The sequence below is a fragment of the Clostridium sp. AT4 genome (assembly GCF_001517625.2).
GTDB lineage: Bacteria > Bacillota > Clostridia > Lachnospirales > Lachnospiraceae > Enterocloster.
The window spans coordinates 1,396,164-1,415,991 of sequence record NZ_LN999828.1 but is presented as its reverse complement, the minus strand read 5'-3'; the positions used below and the strand labels follow the sequence as shown (position 1 = coordinate 1,415,991).

The 19,828-nt window shown below is 45.7% G+C and carries 24 protein-coding genes and 2 pseudogenes; 23 read left to right on the top strand and 3 right to left on the bottom strand.

Features of this window, described 5'->3' with window-relative positions; translation table 11 throughout:
* The first annotated feature begins 7 nt into the window (after positions 1-7).
* The gene (locus BN3656_RS12905) at positions 8-1,246 is read left to right on the top strand and encodes a tyrosine-type recombinase/integrase (protein WP_066548900.1); all 1,239 of its coding nucleotides are present in this window, start codon (positions 8-10) and stop codon (positions 1,244-1,246) included.
* Positions 1,247-1,432: 186 nt separating this feature from the next.
* Positions 1,433-1,918, top strand: a complete 486-nt coding sequence (locus BN3656_RS12900; RefSeq protein WP_066548898.1) for a methionine--tRNA ligase subunit beta — start codon at positions 1,433-1,435, stop codon at positions 1,916-1,918.
* A gap of 380 nt (positions 1,919-2,298) precedes the next feature.
* On the opposite strand, the gene BN3656_RS12895 is transcribed toward BN3656_RS12900, so the two are convergent.
* Positions 2,299-2,889 carry an IS630 family transposase gene (locus tag BN3656_RS12895; RefSeq protein WP_167544881.1) on the bottom strand — a complete coding sequence of 197 codons (591 nt, stop codon included), beginning with the start codon at positions 2,887-2,889 and terminating at the stop codon, positions 2,299-2,301.
* A 115-nt stretch (positions 2,890-3,004) separates the two neighbouring features.
* Positions 3,005-3,226 carry a helix-turn-helix domain-containing protein gene (locus tag BN3656_RS16705; protein WP_179297091.1) on the bottom strand — a complete coding sequence of 74 codons (222 nt, stop codon included), beginning with the start codon at positions 3,224-3,226 and terminating at the stop codon, positions 3,005-3,007.
* A gap of 306 nt (positions 3,227-3,532) precedes the next feature.
* Here BN3656_RS16705 and BN3656_RS16910 point away from each other — a divergent pair, with 306 nt between their 5' ends.
* The 9 genes and pseudogenes from BN3656_RS16910 (at position 3,533) to BN3656_RS12845 (ending at position 6,972) form a co-directional block, all read left to right on the top strand.
* On the top strand, positions 3,533-3,676 hold the full coding sequence (locus BN3656_RS16910; RefSeq protein ID WP_242963007.1) for a PIN domain-containing protein: 144 nt from the start codon (positions 3,533-3,535) through the stop codon (positions 3,674-3,676).
* Positions 3,677-3,711: 35 nt separating this feature from the next.
* The gene (locus tag BN3656_RS16905) at positions 3,712-3,936 is read left to right on the top strand and encodes a PIN domain-containing protein (RefSeq protein ID WP_242963005.1); all 225 of its coding nucleotides are present in this window, start codon (positions 3,712-3,714) and stop codon (positions 3,934-3,936) included.
* 36 nt (positions 3,937-3,972) lie between these two features.
* A pseudogene (locus tag BN3656_RS12875) lies at positions 3,973-4,212 on the top strand (lysine--tRNA ligase); the annotation flags it as partial.
* 180 nt (positions 4,213-4,392) lie between these two features.
* Positions 4,393-4,689, top strand: a complete 297-nt coding sequence (locus tag BN3656_RS12870) for a hypothetical protein (protein WP_081423014.1) — start codon at positions 4,393-4,395, stop codon at positions 4,687-4,689.
* A gap of 26 nt (positions 4,690-4,715) precedes the next feature.
* Positions 4,716-4,925: a hypothetical protein gene (locus BN3656_RS12865; protein WP_066548896.1), complete on the top strand. Its 210-nt coding sequence runs from the start codon at positions 4,716-4,718 to the stop codon at positions 4,923-4,925.
* 376 nt (positions 4,926-5,301) lie between these two features.
* A pseudogene (locus tag BN3656_RS16470) lies at positions 5,302-5,438 on the top strand (transposase); the annotation flags it as partial.
* Positions 5,439-5,645: 207 nt separating this feature from the next.
* Entirely contained in the window at positions 5,646-5,852 is a 207-nt protein-coding gene (locus BN3656_RS12855; RefSeq protein ID WP_066548890.1) for a helix-turn-helix transcriptional regulator, read from the top strand.
* A gap of 34 nt (positions 5,853-5,886) precedes the next feature.
* Entirely contained in the window at positions 5,887-6,135 is a 249-nt protein-coding gene (locus tag BN3656_RS12850) for a hypothetical protein (protein WP_066548888.1), read from the top strand.
* A 108-nt stretch (positions 6,136-6,243) separates the two neighbouring features.
* Positions 6,244-6,972 carry a YebC/PmpR family DNA-binding transcriptional regulator gene (locus tag BN3656_RS12845; RefSeq protein WP_066548887.1) on the top strand — a complete coding sequence of 243 codons (729 nt, stop codon included), beginning with the start codon at positions 6,244-6,246 and terminating at the stop codon, positions 6,970-6,972.
* Between the two features lie 278 nt (positions 6,973-7,250).
* On the opposite strand, the gene BN3656_RS12840 is transcribed toward BN3656_RS12845, so the two are convergent.
* Positions 7,251-8,213 (bottom strand): DUF4397 domain-containing protein, encoded by a 963-nt coding sequence (locus BN3656_RS12840; protein ID WP_066548886.1) that lies wholly within the window; start codon positions 8,211-8,213, stop codon positions 7,251-7,253.
* A 134-nt stretch (positions 8,214-8,347) separates the two neighbouring features.
* Here BN3656_RS12840 and BN3656_RS12835 point away from each other — a divergent pair, with 134 nt between their 5' ends.
* From BN3656_RS12835 to lepB, 12 genes are all read left to right on the top strand, one after another.
* Complete coding sequence (locus tag BN3656_RS12835) at positions 8,348-8,623, top strand: YabP/YqfC family sporulation protein (protein ID WP_066548885.1); 276 nt, start codon at positions 8,348-8,350, stop codon at positions 8,621-8,623.
* Between the two features lie 26 nt (positions 8,624-8,649).
* Positions 8,650-9,873, top strand: coding sequence for a sporulation protein YqfD (locus tag BN3656_RS12830; protein ID WP_066548884.1), 1,224 nt, complete (start codon positions 8,650-8,652; stop codon positions 9,871-9,873).
* A gap of 7 nt (positions 9,874-9,880) precedes the next feature.
* Positions 9,881-10,876 (top strand): PhoH family protein, encoded by a 996-nt coding sequence (locus BN3656_RS12825; RefSeq protein WP_066548883.1) that lies wholly within the window; start codon positions 9,881-9,883, stop codon positions 10,874-10,876.
* A 5-nt stretch (positions 10,877-10,881) separates the two neighbouring features.
* On the top strand, positions 10,882-11,379 hold the full coding sequence (gene ybeY / locus BN3656_RS12820; protein ID WP_066548882.1) for an rRNA maturation RNase YbeY: 498 nt from the start codon (positions 10,882-10,884) through the stop codon (positions 11,377-11,379).
* Between the two features lie 119 nt (positions 11,380-11,498).
* On the top strand, positions 11,499-13,205 hold the full coding sequence (locus BN3656_RS12815) for a polysaccharide biosynthesis protein (protein WP_242963004.1): 1,707 nt from the start codon (positions 11,499-11,501) through the stop codon (positions 13,203-13,205).
* An 81-nt stretch (positions 13,206-13,286) separates the two neighbouring features.
* On the top strand, positions 13,287-13,691 hold the full coding sequence (locus BN3656_RS12810) for a hypothetical protein (protein WP_331467965.1): 405 nt from the start codon (positions 13,287-13,289) through the stop codon (positions 13,689-13,691).
* A gap of 63 nt (positions 13,692-13,754) precedes the next feature.
* Entirely contained in the window at positions 13,755-15,002 is a 1,248-nt protein-coding gene (locus tag BN3656_RS12805) for an NAD(P)/FAD-dependent oxidoreductase (RefSeq protein ID WP_066548879.1), read from the top strand.
* A 22-nt stretch (positions 15,003-15,024) separates the two neighbouring features.
* Positions 15,025-16,668, top strand: a complete 1,644-nt coding sequence (locus tag BN3656_RS12800; RefSeq protein WP_066548877.1) for an FAD-dependent protein — start codon at positions 15,025-15,027, stop codon at positions 16,666-16,668.
* A gap of 85 nt (positions 16,669-16,753) precedes the next feature.
* The gene (proB, locus tag BN3656_RS12795) at positions 16,754-17,617 is read left to right on the top strand and encodes a glutamate 5-kinase (protein WP_066548874.1); all 864 of its coding nucleotides are present in this window, start codon (positions 16,754-16,756) and stop codon (positions 17,615-17,617) included.
* 15 nt (positions 17,618-17,632) lie between these two features.
* Complete coding sequence (locus BN3656_RS12790; protein WP_066548872.1) at positions 17,633-17,854, top strand: DUF896 domain-containing protein; 222 nt, start codon at positions 17,633-17,635, stop codon at positions 17,852-17,854.
* A 38-nt stretch (positions 17,855-17,892) separates the two neighbouring features.
* Positions 17,893-19,137, top strand: a complete 1,245-nt coding sequence (locus BN3656_RS12785; RefSeq protein WP_066550850.1) for a glutamate-5-semialdehyde dehydrogenase — start codon at positions 17,893-17,895, stop codon at positions 19,135-19,137.
* Positions 19,138-19,157: 20 nt separating this feature from the next.
* On the top strand, positions 19,158-19,736 hold the full coding sequence (lepB, locus tag BN3656_RS12780) for a signal peptidase I (protein WP_066548870.1): 579 nt from the start codon (positions 19,158-19,160) through the stop codon (positions 19,734-19,736).
* Positions 19,737-19,828: the final 92 nt, after the last annotated feature.

Sequence of the window (19,828 nt, the reverse complement as noted above, 5' to 3'; positions counted from 1 at the left end):
AGTAGAGATGGCAAAAGCAAGAAAAGACAACAAAGGCAGAGCATTACGGAAGGGGGAATCCCAGAGAACGGATAATACATATGTATATACTTACACTGATCCGTTCAAGAAACGCAGATTTGTATATGCCAAAGATTTGCAGACACTAAGACAAAAAGAAGAAGATTTGATAAAAAATCAGCTTGATGGATTAGATGTTTATGTAGCTGGTAGTGCGACTTTGAATTTTGTATTTGACAGGTATATGTCAACGAAGTATGACTTACGCAAGACAACACGTTCCAATTACAATTATATGTATGACCATTTTGTAAGGGACGGATTTGGACAGAGAAAAATCGGAGAGATAAAGTATTCCGATGTAATGTATTTTTATTACTATCTGTTGAATGAGAAAGACTTGCAGGCAAATACAGTCGATACGATTCATACGGTGCTTCACCCTACATTTCAGTTGGCAGTGCGTGACGGAATAATCCGCACAAATCCTTCTGATGGTGTCATGGCAGAAATCAAAAGAAAAGCAGGGAAGAACAAAGGCATTAGACACGCTTTGACGGTAGAGCAGCAGAGGGCTTTTATGAATTATACCGCAAACAATCCAATCTTTTATCATTGGCATCCATTATTCACAGTTTTATTGGGAACCGGATGCAGAATTGGAGAAGTGATTGGTTTAAGGTGGGAAGATTTGGACTTTGAAAACCGTCTTATCAATATCAATCATAGCGTGACCTATTATGCCAGAGAGGGCAGTAAAACACGCAAGTCAGAATTTGCGGTGTCACTTCCAAAGACAGAAGCGGGTATCCGGACTGTTCCGATGATGGATGCGGTTTACAATGCATTCAAAGAGGAATATGAGGTGCAGAAAGAAAATGGTTTCAACAGTACCGTGATTGATGGTATGACAGGCTTCATTTTTTGTAACCGCTTCGGTAATATTCATAATCCACAGACTGTTAATCGGACGATTAAGAGGATCTTGGAGAACTATAATGCTGAGGAAGTAGTCAATGCCAAAAAGGAGAGACGGCAGCCTGTTATTATTCCACATTTTTCCTGTCATCATTTACGGCATACCTTTTGTACGAGGTTCTGCGAAAAGGAAACAAACATAAAAGTCATTCAGGCTGTCATGGGACACGCTAACATCGAAACGACGATGGATATTTATGCGGAGGTCACAGACGCAAAGAAAAAAGAAGCAATTGAAAACTTATCACACAATCTTGATATATTTTAGGGAAGAGTCCTTAAAATTGAATGTGTGAATTACAACTACAAAATCATTGATTTACTACTTAGTTACTACGAATTTTGCTTGCATGGTAATGAATAATACATGATAATACGTTGCAGAGAGTTAGCAAATACGTGGTAATACTTCATAATAGGGAACAATACCTCTTCTTCTTGGGTATTCCCGACAATGAAGTCATTAGACGCAAAGAAGGGCGAGAACAAGGCAGAGAAAGCTTCTTCTGCTGCAGCGGAAGCACCGGCTGCGGCTGTAAGCGTGTCCGCACCAAGTGTACAGCTTGACCTTTCTAAGGTAAAGATCGAGCCTCTGTTTGCAGATGACGTAGACTTTGAGACCTTCAGCAAGTCTGACTTCCGTGTCGTTAAGGTAAAGGCCTGCGAGGCAGTAAAGAAGTCAAAGAAGCTGCTGCAGTTCACTCTGGATGACGGAACTGGTACAGACCGCACGATTTTAAGCGGAATTCATGAGTATTATGAACCGGAAGAGCTGGTAGGCAAGACCTGTGTGGCGATTACCAATCTGCCTCCTCGTAAGATGATGGGCATTGATTCCTGCGGTATGCTGATTAGTGCAGTGTATGAATATGATGGACAGGAAGGATTGAATCTTTTAATGCTGGATGACAGCATTCCCGCGGGGGCGAAGCTGTACTAAGGCTTAGAGAAAAAGCGTGCTTTTTGAGCAGCGTACGACAGCGGTGCGACATTTTAAAGTGGCTTAACGGGTTTTAATAAGCGATGTAAATATTTTGTACTAAGAAGGACATTTTTCTAAAAGAAATTTTAGGAAGATGTCCTTTTGTGTTATGGTCAAAAAAGAATTGAAACTATGGTTTGTTACCGGAGAGATGAAGGTAAGTGCTATTGTTCGGTAACATCACCGAAAAACGAATCAGAGAAATAGGCGTGTTTGATGAATATATGGCAAAATGGAGAGCGTGACAGAGCATGTTGAAAAATATTTCTATACAAAGCCCGATAGAATGGGTATAATAAAGGTAACAAGAGGATCATCTATTATAGCAATCCATCAAATTACCGCACATAATTGCACGAACAAAACCACCCTAAACAATCTGAAACTCGAACGGTCGAAAATGCCCTTTCGATTGCTGCTGGAAGTTCTGATGCGACTCGGACTTTTTCTTTCCTTAAATATGCTTTGAGTTTTGACCACATTTTTTCTATCGGATTTAAGTCCGGGCTATATGGCGGCAAATACGCATATTTTATCTCTGATTCATCCAATACTTGTTTCACGATTTTTGCATGATGGGAGCGCATATTATCCATAACAATAACGTCAGTTTTAGACAAGGTCGGTATCAGTTTTGTTTTCAAATATTCTGCAAACCGCTCCCCAGTCGTTCCGCCGCAATAAACCGTATAGGATGTTTTTCCATTTAGCCGTACAGAGGACAAAATAGTAGTGCTGCATGGTGTATTAACAGGAGTACTGTCTACAGCCCGTTCATTCTTTTTGGAACGAGCATAATGCCTTGTCATATTCGTATTTGTACCGCTTTCATCAAGAAATACCAGATGATTTGCATCGTTCTCCGATATATGTTCTCTCCAGCTCTTCCGTTTGGCCTGGACATAGGGGACGCTCCTGTTCTGATGCATGCAGAGATTTCTTTTTATAAACATACCCGAGTTTCAGGATGGCTTTGCGAACCGTTTCATCGCTGACATGGAGTTGTAATTTTTCCAGTACTTCATTGATTGTAATAACTGGTTGCTACTGGATTAACCGGTCTATGTTTTGGATGTCATTCTGGCTCAGGGCTGGTTTACGGCCCCGCTGAGAGGTTCTGGTTTCCACAGATCCGGTTTCACGCATTCTTTTTTCAAGCCGGTAAACTGTGCTGGTATTGACAGAAAAGCATTCTGCAATTTCTTTTGCATTGTGTGTCTTGTTCCAGGCTTCGATGAGTAATTTACGTGCTTCATTGTGTAACATAATAATCACCTCTTGACTTTATCATAAACCCTTTGTCAAGTGGGTGCAGTATTATTTTGGGATGCTATAGAATGGAAGAGGTGATAAGTAATGACAGCACTGAGAAAAGATGCGATGGATTTACTGGAACGGATGCCGGAAGATAAGCTGTATTTATCATTCAGATTATGGAATGTGTGACTGGTCTTTATGGCTCAGAATCAGAAAAAGTAAGAGAACAGGCATTTGAGCAGTTAGAGAGTCTCAGACGGAAAGCACCGCAGATAGATTATGAAAGAGAATTAGCTAGTTACAGAGAGGAGAAATATGGGACTGCGAATTTTGGTTGATACAAATGTTCTTCTTGATTATCTGCTTTGCCGCAGTCCCTATGATCGGGCCGCAGAGCAGATCGTCGTTGCTTGTAAGCAGAGACGGGTATCAGGATGTATTGCGGCACATTCCATTTAGAATATGTTCTTTATTTTGCGTAAAGACGTAAACTGTTGTTAAGCATATGCGAATTATTTGAGGTTGAAGGAATCGACAAGGCAAAGATTCTCAATGCCCTGGCAGATGAAACATTTTCAGATTTTGAGGATTGTCTGCAAAAGGAGTGTGCGGCTGCATTTCAGGCGGATTATATTGTTACAAGGAACTGTGCAGACTTTAAGAGCAGCGGAACACCCTGTATAGAGCCAGCAGAGTTCTGCAAAATGCTTTCAGAATAGCATACGCCCACTCTACGCCTGATTTACGCCCCAAAGAAGTCTGATTTCCGTGTCGTTAAGGTAAAGGCCTGCGAGGCAGTAAAGAAGCCAAAGAAGCTGCTGCAGTTCACTCTGGATGACGGAACTGGTACAGACCGCACGATTTTAAGCGGAATTCATGAGTATTATGAACCGGAACAGCGGGTAGGTAAGACCTGTGTGGCGATTACCAATCCGCTTCCTCGTAAGATGATGGGCATTGATTCCTGCGGCATGCTGATTAGTGCAGTGTATGAATATTGCCTTAAATGCGCTGTTCAATATGGATGAAAAGGGAGATGATGAGATTGGAATGGAAGATGAGAAATCTGATGCGGGCGTAGATTAGGTGGCAGATAAGCTGGTACAGAGTAACAGTTCAGCCTTGCCATAGATAAACGCAAGAAATTGAAAAAAGATTTTTTGATGATTATCCGTATGGTAGCATATAAGTGGACGTTTGAACGAAGAAAAAGTGGACATTCAAGACAAAAAGTGGATGTTGAAAGTGTACTTTCCGAAAAGGGTAGCGATTTCTCAGTAAAAACGACAGTTCATATTCAGAGACTTTTTGAGAAGTTTGGTTTTGATGAGGTGTTTGGAAGAAGTGCAGCTATGGAAGTTCTTGAGTTGAAAGCTTCAGGTGTTTCAAAACTTCTTTCCAATTTGGTGCAGGCAGATATTATTGAATCAGTATCCGGTCATGGAAAAGGAAAATATAAATTCAAGAAGTAGTTAGAAAATTTCAAGAAGCGATGGCTATGGAGAATAAATTAGAAAAAATCAGTCAAAATAGTTTTATGGATAATTTTGTTAAAACCGATGACATCTTAAAAGATATGTGTGGGATTACTGAGTCCTTACAAAAAGTTGCATATCGGACGGTCAATACAGCGCTTATACAGAGAAATTGGCTCCTTGGTTATAGAATTGCAAGTGAAGCTTTCCATATTTTCATAAACTTAAAATAGATTTATTATAATCGCCTTCTTCTGCTAATGCTCTAACTTTAGCTGATAATACCTTCGTAAAATCAAGTTTACGGCTTAACGCTATTGCTAATTCCTGTAATGACATATGACATTGTATGTTGCTTCCGGTTCTCCTTCAACCACATTTTCAATGATTTCAAAAGGTATTCTATTTTTGTTCTTTATGTTCCAACCTCGCCCATTCTTTTCTTAACTGTTTCAGTGCCGCTAGTTTCCAATCGTTTACAGTTGTACGACTTCGTCCATAGTTTTTCACGATTTTCTTGTCTGTATATCTGAAAAAGAAATACAATACTAAAACTTCCTGCCATTGTTTTGACAAAATAGCTCGTTTTTTCACCCCCTTTTTCCAAGGAGGGAACTGAAAAAGTAGGTATAGGTGGGGGAGATAATAGAAGGGCAGCTGATGCTGGCTCATGTCCATATGTTAGTGAGCATCCCGCCGATATAAGTATATTGAGTTTTATGGGGTATCTGAAGGGAAAAAGCGCATGGATTAGCGCTTTGAGGTGTGGCCAAGAAGGCCGGGCTTAGAGCCCGTGTCCCGAGTTACCCATTTTACGGATAGCAGCGGATATTATGGTAAAAAGTGAAATAAATCGGCTATATTCATTGAAAATTTAACAATTTCTATATACAATGTTAAATATGCTATTTTGGCTTGGTATTGGGACAAAAAGTGAAAAAGGGGTACGGAAGATGAAGATAAGTTATAATAAGCTTCAAAAATTGATGGCAGATAATCAAATGAAACGATCCGATTTAATGAGAGTTGCGGAATTTTCGCCGTATGCGGCAACAAAATTAAATAAAAATGAACCGGTTTCTCTTGGGGTGCTGATGCGAATCTGTGAGGTATTTCATTGTGATATTGGAGATATCTGTGAGGTTATTTTAGATGAGTAATTGGATCAGAGGTTAAAAAAGAAAGGTGATAGATATGACAAACAAAGAATTACTACAGCAAATTCACAGAGACAACAGAGAAATTAAAAGAAATTTTCAGCATCTGGCCAATATTGGACTTATGGGAGTGCTTGGAAACCTTGCTGCGGAGGCAAAGGAAAAGGGCGATGGGGAAGGAAAAACACTCATTAGAGCAGGGCTGTTCTGTATCTTCATATCTGAAATTCTGATTTTGATCAGTGAAATCAATGACTGCAGGAAAGCCAGAACGAAAGAGGAATGAAATTGAAAATCTGAGCACAATTTTCTGCTTGCAAGATGAAATGAATCGTGATAGGATAGAAAAGATATTAGTACTGAAAAAGAAGATAAAAGAAAGGGTGTTATACCAATGTCAGGACATTCAAAATTTGCCAACATTAAGCATAAAAAGGAGCGCAATGATGCTGCAAAGGGGAAAATCTTTACAGTTATCGGCCGTGAAATTGCGGTTGCTGTAAAGGAAGGCGGTCCTGATCCTGCCAATAACAGTAAGCTGCGTGATGTAATTGCAAAGGCAAAGGCAAACAATATGCCAAATGATACCATTGACCGCGGTATCAAAAAGGCTGCCGGTGATGCCAACTCTGTAAACTATGAAACTCTGACCTATGAGGGCTATGGTCCCAATGGCGTTGCAATTATCGTAGATACTCTGACCGACAATAAAAATCGTACAGCAGCAAATGTAAGAAGTGCTTTTACAAAGGGAAGCGGAAATGTAGGTACTCCTGGAAGCGTGTCCTATATGTTTGATAAAAAGGGTCAGATCATTATTGATAAGGAAGAATGTGAGATGGATCCGGATGAATTGATGATGATTGCTCTGGATGCAGGCGCAGAGGATTTTTCCGAAGAGGAGGACAGTTATGAGGTGATTACAGCCCCGGATGATTTTTCTGCTGTCCGTGAGGCGCTGGAGGCTCAGAATATCCCCATGATGGAAGCCGATGTAACCATGATCCCTCAGACCTGGGTAGAGCTTACAGATGAGGATTCCATTAAGAAGATGAACCGTATTCTGGATCTGCTTGATGAGGATGATGACGTTCAGGCGGTGTACCACAACTGGGATGAATAATTATGCGAATGACTTATTTCCTGAAAAAGGCTTAAAATCCAGCTTTTAGGGTAAGGGATTCAAGAAAATGCATAAGAGATTGCATAAAATCCGTATCAGTGATGATATACGGGCAAATTTTTAAACCCTTCGAGATGGGTGTGCAAAGACCTCTTTTTGTTTATCGTAATTGACAGACAAAAGGAGGTCTTTTTTTATCATCAGCTGCCGGCGGTATTACGGTGATTAAAAGGAGTATGGGCTGCACACCAATTTAAGTGCGGCAGCCCTTTCAGCGGTCAGTTTGATACGATCATAGCCCGCAGGCCTTCTGTAGCTGTAGGAGCATTGAAAAGATAAAGCGTATAGGAAACATTGGCTTCCAGGGTGGCAGAAGCAGCTGCTATCGCATTTCCGGGGAAAGAACCGGTACGGGAGATATAGATTTGGTACCAGTTGGGATAAACGGTAGCATATGAGGTCACATTTTTATAAGCAACATTCGTAAATGGTGTATAAGAGCCGCTGCTGTTTTCAAGGGTCACGTCAAAGGGTCCCAGATTCAGGGACAGATTGCAGGTCCTGAGGCAGGCGGAACCGGATGGTGCGCTGCAGGAAGCATCGGAGATTTCCTTGAGATCCAGTCCGGAAGCAGTGTTGATAATGGCAACCGTCATAGAGGCTCCGGGACGGATGGTAATAGATTTTTGGATATAAACATATCCGTTGGCACCAGAAATGGTCATGGTGCGCCGTCCGGAGGCTGCCTGAACGTAACTGGTGATATCTCCGTTGGCCAGCTGTCCTGCGATCATCCAGCCGCCCAGGGATACATTAAAGGGCTGATATCCGGTTGAGGCGTTAAGTACCCGCACCCGTCCGAAATTGCCGGAAGCAGTACAGTTGTAGCAGGGGAAGCTGATGCCGGGAATTACGGTAATGGAGGAGCCGAAAGCAGGAAAGATGGGACGGAATACAGGAGGGTGGAAATGGGTATGGAAATGACCATTGGTATTCCAGCCCGGTCCGTCAAAGACCGGTCCTCCTTCTCCGGGATTTGGCAAAGGGATAACAGGCTCTGCGCCATCAAAGACCGGGCCTCCTTCGCCGGGATTTGGCAGGGGAATGGCTGGTTCTGAGCCGTCATAAACCGGGCCTCCCTCGCCGGGATTTGGCAGAGGCGTTACAGGTGTATGTTCCTGACGGGTTTCAGCAGCGCTTACCAGGGTGTCAGGGTATGGGTAAATGGGATGGTTATTCATGGATACCTCCCGGTTGATTGTTCATTACAGTGTATGCTGTGCTGCTGCCTGGTGTGCAAAGGGCTGCCGGAGGTATTTTCGGATGCTGAAAGCCATATACTGTTACAGTGAACGATCAGGAGGGAGAACAGAGCATGAATGAAGAAAAAAAGCGCATGGCAGCAACGGCTCTGGGGCTTCCCAAGGATGTGGTTTTGGGAGATGTACTGGTTCGTTTTACCGGTTTTCACGAAGTTTGTATTGAAAATTACAGAAGCATCCTTATGTATACAGATACTTTGGTGAGGATCCAGGCAAGAAATTGCCGTGTAACTCTCCACGGCCGGGAACTGAGGATCCGGTATTACAATCAGGATGCAATGGGGGTATGCGGTCAGATCCAATCGATGGAATTTGAACCGCTCCTGTAGGAAACATATAAAAGGAGGGAGAGCCTTTGCTTTTGTGGCTGTTTCGCAGCATAAAGGGATATGTACGGATCTGTTTAAAAGACGGCTCGCCGGAACGTTTTTTGAATCTTTGCAGTGCAAGAGGGTTTAAAATCTGGAACATCGTCTGCCGTGATAAGGGAGAATACGAAGCATATATGACTGTGGCGGATGTCAGGAGGGTAAAGCCTCTTGTGAGAAAATCCGGTGTCCGCTTAAGGATCACAGGGCGCTTCGGTTTTCCTTTTTTTATTTTCAGAAACAGGAAACGCTGGTATTATGCAGCCGGACTGGGAACTTTTTTCATACTGTTGTATGGTATGACTCTTTTTATCTGGGATATTGAATTTGAAGGGAATTACAGGTACACAGAGGATAATCTCAGGATCTGTCTGGAAAAGATGGATCTGCATTGCGGTATTTTAAAGAAGAAGATAAACTGTGAGGAAGTGGAGACATTTATACGAACGGATCTTCCAGAGGTTACCTGGGTATCGGCCAGTGTGACAGGAACCCGTCTGGTAGTAAAGATCAGGGAAAATCAGGTTTTATCCGCTGTGCCCCAGATAGATGAAACACCCTGTGATCTGGTGGCAGGGACGTCCGGAGTGATTCGCTCTATGGTAGTCAGAAGCGGTATTGCTCAGGTATCTGTAGGAGATACGGTAGAGAAAGGACAGATATTAGTCAGCGGCCGTGTTCCTGTTACGGGAGATAACGGAGATGAGATAACATCCCATCTGGTTCGGGCAGATGCAGATATCGAAGCGGAAACAGTGATTGAGTATGAAAAAGAGATCCCATTTTCAAGAATGCTGCGGATTCCCACCGGACACACGAGAAAGGGGATTTACGTAAAGGCGGGCCCATGGTCTGCTGCTGCGCTTTTTCCTGCTTTAGGGAAAAAAGAGGAGTGGGATTATTATATGGAGGAGCACCAGGCAGTACTGTTTTCTGATTACTGTCTTCCGCTTTATCTGGGAGTGATAGAGGGAAAAAGGATGATTTCCTATGAAAAAGCCTATACGAAACAGGAATTGGCTCTTCTGGCTGAACGAAAAGAAAAGGAGGAAGCGGAAAAATTAGAGGAAAAGGGGGTACAAATTCTTGAAAATAATGATAGAATAGAAAAGAGTGTATCCGGATACCGGATCAAGGGGGAGATGGTGGCGTTAGGGCCTATCAGTCAATGCCGGCCGGTGGAGGAAATCTCTAAAGAGTCAGAGGAGTGAAGACCGAATGAGTGTAATTGAAACAATGATCGATATTCCCGCAGAACATGAACAGAATGTCTGCGGTCAGTTCGATGCGTACTTAAAGAAAATAGAGCGCACCCTTCATGTGACGATGATCGCAAGGAACGGCGAGATTAAGATCATCGGGCCGGAAAAGGCGGTATCCCAGGCGAGAAGTGTATTTAACAATCTGATCCAGCTTTCCATGCGTCAAAATGCCATTACAGAGCAGAATGTAGATTACGCTCTGTCATTATCATTTACAGAAGAAGACGGACAGATTTTGGAGATTGATAAGGATATCATCTGCCGAACCATTACGGGAAAGCCGGTAAAGCCCAAAACGCTTGGACAGAAGCATTACGTGGATGCCATACGCAAAAAGATGATCGTCTTTGGAATCGGCCCGGCGGGAACGGGAAAGACGTATCTTGCTATGGCTATGGCGATCCAGGCCTTTAAAAACGGAGAGGTTGGGCGGATCATCCTTACACGTCCGGCGATTGAGGCGGGGGAGAAGCTGGGATTTTTGCCGGGAGATCTTCAGAGCAAGATCGATCCCTATCTGAGGCCTCTTTATGATGCTCTGTATCAGATTATGGGAGCGGAGAGTTATCTGCACAATTCAGAAAAGGGGCTGATTGAGGTGGCGCCATTAGCTTATATGAGAGGACGCACCCTGGATAATGCCTATATTATCCTGGATGAAGCCCAAAATACCACTCCGGCCCAGATGAAAATGTTCCTGACCCGTATCGGCTTCGGCTCCAAGGTTATTATCACAGGTGATCAGACCCAGAAGGATCTGCCGTCAGGAGCTGTGTCCGGACTGGATACGGCCTTAAAAGTATTAAAACGCATTGATGACATCGGCTTTTGCTATCTTACCAGTTCGGATGTGGTGCGCCATCCGCTGGTTCAGAAGATTGTACAGGCTTATGATGACTATGAGAAGAAAGCGGAGCCTAAAAAGAGGACTCCCAGAGATAAAGGAAGGTAAATACGATGACCATTTCCATTGAATATGAGGCAGAAAAGAAGCTGGAGCTTCCCTATGAAACCATTATAAAGGATGTGGTGGAAGCGTCACTGGACTATGAAAAATGCCCTTATGAGGCAGAGGTAAATGTAATCCTTACGGATAATGAGACCATCCGGGAGATCAACCGGGATCACAGGCAGATTGATTCGGCTACGGATGTGCTGTCCTTTCCTATGGTAGACTATGAGGCTCCTTCAGATTTTGACCATGTAGAGGATGCGGTGGAGGATTATTTTAATCCGGAGACAGGAGAACTGATGCTGGGAGATATTGTGATCTCCGTAGAGAAGGTAGAAGAGCAGGCTGAAAAGTACGGCCATTCCCAGACCAGGGAGCTGGCATTTTTAGTGGCTCACAGCATGCTTCACCTCTGCGGTTACGATCATATGGAGGAAGAGGAACGTCTGCTGATGGAGGAACGCCAGAGAGCGATCCTGGAAACCAGGGGGTATACCCGCTGATGCAGAAAGCAGGAATGTGCCTGTTTTATCTATGACGCTTCTGACGGTCTCTATCACAGATACCAGGGACTTTGATCGGATCGTGCTTAAGTGAGATACGAAAAAGGAGCAAAAAACAGATGAAAACAATGAATAAAAAGGGAGCCAAAAGAGCTGCAGATTTTGTGGTTCAGGGCAGTATTCTGGCTATGGCAGGCATCCTGGTGCGGATCATCGGGATGCTTTACCGTATGCCCTTAAATGATATTATTGGAAAGCAGGGAAATGGATATTATACCTCAGCGTATAATGTATACAATATTCTGCTTATCCTTTCTTCCTACAGTATGCCGGTGGCTATTTCCAAGATGATTTCTTCACGCCTTGCAAGGGGAGAGTATGAGAACTGCCGCAGAATCCTGCGGGCGGGTCTTTTGTATGCCACCATTGCGGGCGGAATTGCAGGCTGTGCACTGTGGTTTGGAGCAGATTTATTTGCAGGGCTGATGAAAACGCCTTTTTCCAGCTATGCCTTAAAAACCCTGGCGCCGACGATCTGGATTATGGCCTATCTGGGAGTTTTAAGAGGTTATTTTCAGGGAACAGGCACCATGGTGCCAACGGCGGTGTCTCAGATTCTGGAACAGATTGTCAATGCAGTGGTAAGCGTAGTGGCCGCCGGCCTTTTGTTTCAGACAGGAGCAGCTATGAATGCAGCGAGAGGGGCGCAGAATTATTCCTATGCGTTAGGAGCTGCAGGAGGAACTATAGGAACAGGAGCAGGAGCAGCTACGGCCCTTATTTTTTTTGTGATGCTGACTCTTTCAAAAGGGCGGGAAGTACTGGGAGAGGAAACGGATCCGGTGCACACCGCGGATGGCTCAGGCAGGGCAAAGGCGGAAAGCTACGGCCGTCTTATGTATGTGCTGACGATCACAGTTCTTCCGATCATTGTAAGCAGCGCAGTCTATAACTGTTCCAATGTGGTGGACAACTTCTTGTTCGGACAGGGGATGGACCGTCTGGGTTATACCGGTGAGGAGATTGCAGTATTCTGGGGAGCGCTGGGCCAATACCAGCTTCTTTTTAATATTCCGGTGGCGGTTTCAAATGCGCTTTCCTCTTCTTTGATCCCATCCCTGACGCGGGCCGTATCCAGCGGAAATCAGGAGGAAACGAATCAGAGGATCGCTGCTGCCGTGCGTTTTTCCATGCTGATCGCCATTCCGGCGGCTGTGGGGATCGGTGTGCTGGCAGAGCCGGTGAGCAATCTTTTGTTTGCAGGAGAGGATAACAGTCTGCTGATCCGGCTTACCATGGCAGGAGCATTGGCCGTGGTGTTTTTTTCACTTTCTACGGTGACGAATGCGGTGCTTCAGGGCTTAAACCGGCTGGATGTGCCGGTGCGCCATGCGTTTTTGTCTCTGGCAGTTCATATTATATTGGTAGAGGTGTTCCTTATGATATTCCATATGGGGATTTTCAGCGTGGTATTTGCCAATATCCTTTTTGCATTTATGATGTGTCTGTTAAATGGACGCAGCATTGCCAGATATGCGGGATATCGCCAGGAATACAAAAAGACCGTGATCCTTCCTTCTGTCTGTTCCCTGCTCATGGGAACAGCCGCCTGGAGCATATATAAAGGACTTGTTTTTTTATGCCCGGCCCTTTTAAGCGGAGGTCGTTTGGGAATGGCTGTGCTGGTATTTCCCCCGGTGGCTGTTTCTATGGCTGTATATGGGGTGCTTCTCGTGAAGCTTAAGGCAATAGATGAAAAGGAACTTAAGGAGATGCCTATGGGAACCCGTCTGGTACGCCTGTGCAAACGGGTACGCCTGATGTAGAAAGAAAGAGATTTTCGGGCTGGACAGTTGTGTTTAAAAATCAGCAGAACGCAGATACTAGCTTTACAGGAGGTCAGGATCATGAAACGAATGTATTGCTATGCGCTGCTGTTTTTGGGAACCGCTTTTTTGTGTCTGGTTCTTATCTACGGGCTTACCAGATACCGCATCCGTCAGGAAGAGCCGATTCCCAATACCATACTGGAAACAGAGACGGTGCGGGATATGGAGGGACGGGAGGCTGTAAATCAGAGCGGGGTTCTTCCGGCAGCAAAAATGACACAAGAAGAGCCGAAGGAGGAATACTTTCTGGTATCTGAGGCAGGATTTTTACTGGTATTCTGCAGCGATAAAAGCACTATCTGTCTGTATACCCATATTCCGGTCACTGATTTTCCGGAAAGGGAGAGAGCGCGGCTGATGGAGGGAATCTGGTTTCCCTCTATGATGGATGTATACCATTATCTGGAATCGTATACAAGTTAAAAGAAAATGTTTCAGCGGGCGGAATCTGCCGCCCCTGTTGCAGTCAGGAGTAAAACAAAACAGATGAAAAACAGAACAGTTGGAATTATAGGAGGAGGGGCTTCCGGGCTGATGGCAGCAATTTCGGCTGCAAGAGCGGGAGCGCAGGTGACTCTAATCGAACATATGGACCGGGTTGGAAAGAAAATCCTTTCTACCGGGAACGGAAGATGCAATCTGACGAACTACAGGATGGAGCCGGAATGCTACCGCTGCAGCCAGAAGGATTTTCCCATGAAGGTAATTCAGGGCTTTGGCGTGGAGGAAACGCTGGAGTTTTTTAAGTATCTGGGAATCGTGCCAAAAGACAGGAACGGATATGTGTATCCTAATTCCGATCAGGCAGCGTCTGTTCTTGATGTCCTTCGGTGGGAGACGGAGCGGCTTGGGATCAGGGTGCTTCTTTCCTGTCAGGTATCTGTCATAAAGCCCCAGAGGGACGGGGGATTTCTGATCCGGAGCAGCCAGGGAACGCTTCATACAGATACCCTGATTCTGGCGGCAGGAAGCAAGGCCGCTCCTTCTACCGGTTCGGACGGAAGCGGTTATGAACTTGCGAAAGCTTTAGGCCATAAGGTAATTAAGCCTCTTCCGGCGCTGGTGCAGCTTCGGTGCCAGGGAACGCTTTATAAACAGCTGGCAGGAATCCGCACAGAGGCCAGGATCCGTCTTCTGGCGGACGGTATATGCATGGCAGAGGATAAAGGGGAGCTGCAGCTGACCGATTACGGCCTGTCCGGGATTCCGGTATTTCAGATCAGCCGTTACGCTTCAAGGGCATTGGACAAGGGTTCCAGAGTAAGAGCCAGTATTGACTTTATGCCATCTTGGAAGGAAGATGAGGCGTTCCGTCTTCTTAAAAAACGGGCAGTCATGCTGAAGGAAAAGCCAGTGGGAGAGCTTTTTACGGGAATGTTAAACAGAAAACTTGCGCAGGTGCTGATCAAACTGTCCGGTATGGATCCATCTGCTCTCTGTGAACGTCTTGGAAACCGCCAGCTGGAACGGATCCTGTATCAGCTTAAAAGCTATGAGGCCATTGTTATGTCCGTAAATCCATTTTCCAATGCTCAGGTGTGCTGCGGAGGAGTTGATACAAGAGAGGTAGATCCGGATACCATGGAGTCCAGAATAAGGACGGGGCTTTATCTGGCCGGAGAGCTTCTGGATGTAGACGGGATCTGCGGCGGATATAATCTACAGTTTGCATGGTCCAGCGGATGGATCGCCGGACAGTCGGCAGCCGGAATAGAGAAGCCGCACAGAAAATAAAGAAAGAGGAAAATAAATACATATGATACGGATCAATCAGCTGAAGCTGCCTCTGGAGTACGAAAAAGAAAAACTTTTGCAGAAAGCGGCAAAGATACTGGGGATTTCTCCTACTGATATTTTGAAAATCGATATTATAAAAGAGTCCATTGACGCCAGAAAGAAACCGGAAATTTTTTACAGCTATATTGTGGATGTGACTTTAAAATCCGGAGGCTCAAAGAGGGAAGAATCCATTGTCAGAAAAAAAAAGGACCGTAATTTATCGATCAGCCATGAGAAGCCATACTGCCTGCCGGAGTGCGGAACTTCCCCTCTGGCATACCCTCCGGTTATTATCGGGACTGGTCCGGCCGGACTGTTCTGCGGTCTGATGCTGGCAAGAAAAGGATACTGCCCCATTCTTTTAGAGCGGGGTGAGGACGTAGACGCCAGAACCAGACGGGTGGAAGCTTTCTGGAAGAACGGGGTATTAAATCCAGCATCCAATGTACAGTTTGGTGAAGGCGGAGCAGGCACTTTTTCAGATGGAAAGCTGAATACGCTGGTAAAGGATACCTTTGGACGAAACAGAGAGGTTCTTAAAATTCTTTCTCAGTTCGGTGCAGACCCTTCCATCTGCTATCAGAATAAGCCTCATATTGGAACGGATGTTTTAAGCCGGATCGTAAAATCCATCCGCCAGGAGATCGAGTCTCTGGGCGGAACTGTGCGTTTTTTAAGTCAGGTTACGGATTTTAGGATAAAGGATGGAAAGCTGTATGCTTTGGAGATTAATGGAAAAGAACTCCTGTATACAGATGCCGCTGTACTGGCAGTAGGACACAGCGCCAGGGATACGTTTGAGACACTTTACCGCCACAGCGTTCCTATGGAGGCGAAAGCCTTTGCCGTGGGACTGCGTATCCAGCATCCTCAGGCCATGATCAATATGAGCCAGTACGGCATGGAGGAGTGCAGCGCGTTAGGACCTGCCAGTTATAAGCTGACCCGGCAGACTACAGCAGGCAGAGGGGTCTATTCCTTCTGCATGTGCCCAGGCGGATATGTGGTAAATGCGTCCTCTGAGCCTGGAAGACTGGCCGTAAACGGTATGAGCTACCATGACAGGGCAGGAGAGAATGCCAACAGCGCGATCATTGTGTCTGTGACCCCAGAGGATTTTTCTCACGATAATGATGAGAAAAATCCTCTAAGCGGAATTTACTTCCAGAGAGAACTGGAGGAAAAGGCGTATCAGGCAGCCGGAGGAAACATTCCGGTACAGCTTTATGGAGATTTTATCTCGGACTGCACTTCAGATCACTTTGGCAAGGTTCAGCCGGCTTTCAGGGGGCAGTATGGGTTTGCAAACCTGCGCCGGATCTTGCCGGAGGCATTGTCTGCTTCTTTTATAGAGGCTATGGAAGGCTTCGGCCATATGATAAAGGGCTTTGACTGTCTGGATGCGATTCTGGCAGGAATTGAAAGCCGCACTTCATCTCCTGTTCGGATTCCCAGAGATGAAACGCTTGAAAGTGCGATCCGCGGCCTTTTTCCATGTGGGGAAGGGGCAGGCTATGCAGGGGGGATCACCTCCGCGGCCATGGACGGCATCAAGGTAGCGGAGGAGCTGATCCGCAGATACCGGCCTCTTAAGGAGAAAACGGGAGAACTTGAGGGATAAAAAAATTGACGGGCTATCAAATTTGGTGTAAGATAAAAAACATGGCGTTTCAGCGCCTGAAAGCAGAAGAAAAAGGAGCAGTATCATGGAAGCACAGGAACGAAAGAACCTGAAGGATAAAAAAAGAATCGTCATTAAGATTGGTTCCTCCTCTCTAACCCATCCGGAAACAGGGGAGTTAAATCTTATGAAAATAGAGAAGCTGATCCGCACCTTAAGCGATTTAAGAGGACAGGGAAAGGACGTGGTTTTGGTATCTTCCGGCGCCATTGCCGCAGGAAGACAGGCTCTGGGCCATCACAAGCGCCCGGACTCCCTGGCGGAAAAACAGGCCTTTGCCGCTGTGGGACAGGCCCGGCTGATGATGGTGTATCAGAAGCTCTGCGCGGAATACAACCAGACAGCCGCTCAGGTGCTTCTTACAAAGGATACCATGGTAAATGACGCTTCCCGCTACAATGCCCAGAATACCTTTGAGGAGCTTTTAAATCTGGGAACGATTCCCATTGTAAATGAAAACGATACCGTTTCCACCTCTGAGATTCCTTATGTGGACAGCTTTGGAGACAATGACCGCCTCTCCGCGATCGTAGCTGCTTTGATCGGAGCAGATCTTCTGATCCTTTTATCGGATATTGACGGTCTTTATACAGATGATCCCAGAACTAATAAGGAAGCCCGCTTTATCAGTTTTGTGCCGGAAATCACGAAGGAGCTTCTTTTCATGGGAAAGGGAACCTCAGGAAGCGATGTGGGCACAGGGGGTATGTCTGCCAAGCTGGCAGCAGCCCGGATCGCCACAGACAGCGGAGCGGATATGGTAATTGCCAATGGAGACCATGTAGAGGCAGTAATGGAAATTGTAGGAGGGAAAGAAACAGGAACCCTGTTTTTAGCCCATACTAATCTGGATTTTGACCTGATGCATTACTTAAATAACGAGTATTAAGGACAGGAGGAGAAAATGGACGCAAAAAAGATAGATCGGATCAACGAACTTTACCATAAATCCCAGTCTGTAGGACTGACGGAGAAAGAAAAAAGTGAGCAGGCGGCTCTGCGCAGGGAGTATCTTGCAGCAATCAGAGGAAGCCTGAGAAATAATTTAAATAATATTTCTATCGTAGAAAAGGACGGATCTGTTACAGATCTTGGAAAGAAATACGGCGGTATCAAAGAGGTGTAGCAGCCCGGAGAATGAGCGAAAAGGAGCGCAGAGGGAATATGACATTAAATGAGATCGGCGGTCAGGCCAGGGCAGTTTCCAGAATACTGAACAGCCTGGGCTCCAGAGAAAAAAATATTGGATTGGAGGAAGCAGCCAGAGCGCTGCTTGAGGGCGAGGATGAGATCCTTGCTGCAAATGAGGCAGATTATGAGACGGCACGGCAAAAGGGCATGAGCCAGGGACTTTTAGACCGTCTGCGTTTGACTCCGGCCAGAGTTCAATCCATGGCAGACGGACTTTTAAAGGTCGCTTCTCTGGAGGATCCTGTGGGAGAAGTCATCTCCATGAAGCTTCGTCCCAATGGTTTAAAAATTGGCCAGAAACGGGTGCCTTTAGGCGTGATCGGCATGATCTACGAGGCGCGTCCCAATGTGACAGCTGACGCCTTCGGTCTGTGTTTTAAGTCCGGAAATGCTGTGATCTTAAAGGGAGGAAGCGATGCCGGAGAGTCCAATAAGGCTATTGTAAGATGGATCCGCACCGGTCTTGTCCGTGCGGGACTGCCGGAGGACGCCGTGCAGCTCATTGAGGATGCCAGCCGGGAAACAACAAGAGAGCTGATGCGCTTAAATCAGTATGTGGATGTGCTGATTCCCAGAGGCGGCGCCGGACTGATCCGCACCGTTGTGGAAAACAGTACCGTGCCTGTGATCCAGACAGGAACAGGAAACTGCCATATTTTTGTAGACGAGTCCGCGGATTTCCATATGGCTCTGGATATTATCTTCAATGCAAAGACCCAGAGGATCGGGGTCTGCAATGCCTGTGAATCATTGGTGATCCACAGAAAAATTGCAGCGGACTTCCTTCCATTATTAAGGAAAAAACTGGAAGAAAAGCAGGTGGAGATCCGGGCGGATGAGGCAGCCAGAGTCATTGAACCGTCCTTTAAGCCGGCAGAGCCGGAGGACTGGGGAACGGAATATCTGGATTACATTCTATCCTTAAAGCTGGTGGATTCTCTGGATGAAGCCATCCGGCATATCAATACATACAATACCGGTCATTCTGAGGCCATTATCACCTCTGATTATTTTAACGCACAGAAGTTTTTGGATGAGGTGGATGCGGCAGCTGTGTACGTAAATGCCTCCACCCGTTTTACCGACGGAGAGGAATTCGGTTTTGGAGCGGAGATCGGGATCAGCACCCAGAAGCTTCACGCCAGAGGCCCTATGGGCTTAAAGGAGCTGACTACAACCAAGTATATCATCTACGGAGACGGCCAGATCCGCAGCTGAGAAGAGAGGAACTTATTTATATGTTAGAAGAAGAAAAGAAGGGCAGAAGCCGCAAGAAAGAAAAGGAGGAGCCCTTTGATCTGAAAAAGGAGATCATCAGCTGGATCCAGATTATTGCGGCAGCTGTGATCATTGCCCTTGTGCTGAATAATTTCATTATTGCCAACAGCCGTGTTCCCAGCGGTTCTATGGAAAATACCATTATGACCAAAAGCCGTGTGATCGGCTCCAGGCTTTCCTACTTAACCGATGACCCGGAGCGGGGAGATATCGTGATTTTCCATTACCCGGATGATGAATCCGTTTACTATGTAAAGCGCGTGATCGGCCTTCCGGGAGAAACGGTGGAGATCGTAGACGGAAAGGTTTATATTAATGGCTCTGACACACCCTTAGAGGAACCTTATCTTCCTGAGCCTATGGAGGGCTCCTACGGTCCTTACACAGTGCCTGAGGGAAGCTATTTCATGCTGGGCGACAACCGCAACAATTCCAGAGATGCCAGATACTGGGAAAACAAGTTCGTAAAAAAGGAAAAGATCATAGCAAAGGTATTATTCTGTTATTATCCTCTTTCCCAATTCGGACCTGTGGAATAAATAGAGATTACCACCGGAACCGGCTGGGCTTATCTGCCCAGCCGCCTTACGTTGCCGGAAAAGAAACATTATACCATCAGAACAGGAGTAAA

Bases quoted from the DNA above. Each gene is read 5' to 3' on its own strand.
- BN3656_RS12905 (WP_066548900.1), top strand. From the start codon at position 8: ATGGCAAAAGCAAGAAAAGACAACAAAGGCAGAGCATTACGGAAGGGG.
- BN3656_RS12900 (WP_066548898.1), top strand. From the start codon at position 1,433: ATGAAGTCATTAGACGCAAAGAAGGGCGAGAACAAGGCAGAGAAAGCT.
- BN3656_RS12895 (WP_167544881.1), bottom strand. From the start codon at position 2,889: ATGCATCAGAACAGGAGCGTCCCCTATGTCCAGGCCAAACGGAAGAGC.
- BN3656_RS16705 (WP_179297091.1), bottom strand. From the start codon at position 3,226: ATGTTACACAATGAAGCACGTAAATTACTCATCGAAGCCTGGAACAAG.
- BN3656_RS16910 (WP_242963007.1), top strand. From the start codon at position 3,533: ATGGGACTGCGAATTTTGGTTGATACAAATGTTCTTCTTGATTATCTG.
- BN3656_RS12870 (WP_081423014.1), top strand. From the start codon at position 4,393: ATGGTAGCATATAAGTGGACGTTTGAACGAAGAAAAAGTGGACATTCA.
- BN3656_RS12865 (WP_066548896.1), top strand. From the start codon at position 4,716: ATGGAGAATAAATTAGAAAAAATCAGTCAAAATAGTTTTATGGATAAT.
- BN3656_RS12855 (WP_066548890.1), top strand. From the start codon at position 5,646: ATGAAGATAAGTTATAATAAGCTTCAAAAATTGATGGCAGATAATCAA.
- BN3656_RS12850 (WP_066548888.1), top strand. From the start codon at position 5,887: ATGACAAACAAAGAATTACTACAGCAAATTCACAGAGACAACAGAGAA.
- BN3656_RS12845 (WP_066548887.1), top strand. From the start codon at position 6,244: ATGTCAGGACATTCAAAATTTGCCAACATTAAGCATAAAAAGGAGCGC.
- BN3656_RS12840 (WP_066548886.1), bottom strand. From the start codon at position 8,213: ATGAATAACCATCCCATTTACCCATACCCTGACACCCTGGTAAGCGCT.
- BN3656_RS12835 (WP_066548885.1), top strand. From the start codon at position 8,348: ATGAATGAAGAAAAAAAGCGCATGGCAGCAACGGCTCTGGGGCTTCCC.
- BN3656_RS12825 (WP_066548883.1), top strand. From the start codon at position 9,881: ATGAGTGTAATTGAAACAATGATCGATATTCCCGCAGAACATGAACAG.
- ybeY (WP_066548882.1), top strand. From the start codon at position 10,882: ATGACCATTTCCATTGAATATGAGGCAGAAAAGAAGCTGGAGCTTCCC.
- BN3656_RS12815 (WP_242963004.1), top strand. From the start codon at position 11,499: ATGAAAACAATGAATAAAAAGGGAGCCAAAAGAGCTGCAGATTTTGTG.
- BN3656_RS12810 (WP_331467965.1), top strand. From the start codon at position 13,287: ATGAAACGAATGTATTGCTATGCGCTGCTGTTTTTGGGAACCGCTTTT.
- BN3656_RS12805 (WP_066548879.1), top strand. From the start codon at position 13,755: ATGAAAAACAGAACAGTTGGAATTATAGGAGGAGGGGCTTCCGGGCTG.
- BN3656_RS12800 (WP_066548877.1), top strand. From the start codon at position 15,025: ATGATACGGATCAATCAGCTGAAGCTGCCTCTGGAGTACGAAAAAGAA.
- proB (WP_066548874.1), top strand. From the start codon at position 16,754: ATGGAAGCACAGGAACGAAAGAACCTGAAGGATAAAAAAAGAATCGTC.
- BN3656_RS12790 (WP_066548872.1), top strand. From the start codon at position 17,633: ATGGACGCAAAAAAGATAGATCGGATCAACGAACTTTACCATAAATCC.
- BN3656_RS12785 (WP_066550850.1), top strand. From the start codon at position 17,893: ATGACATTAAATGAGATCGGCGGTCAGGCCAGGGCAGTTTCCAGAATA.
- lepB (WP_066548870.1), top strand. From the start codon at position 19,158: ATGTTAGAAGAAGAAAAGAAGGGCAGAAGCCGCAAGAAAGAAAAGGAG.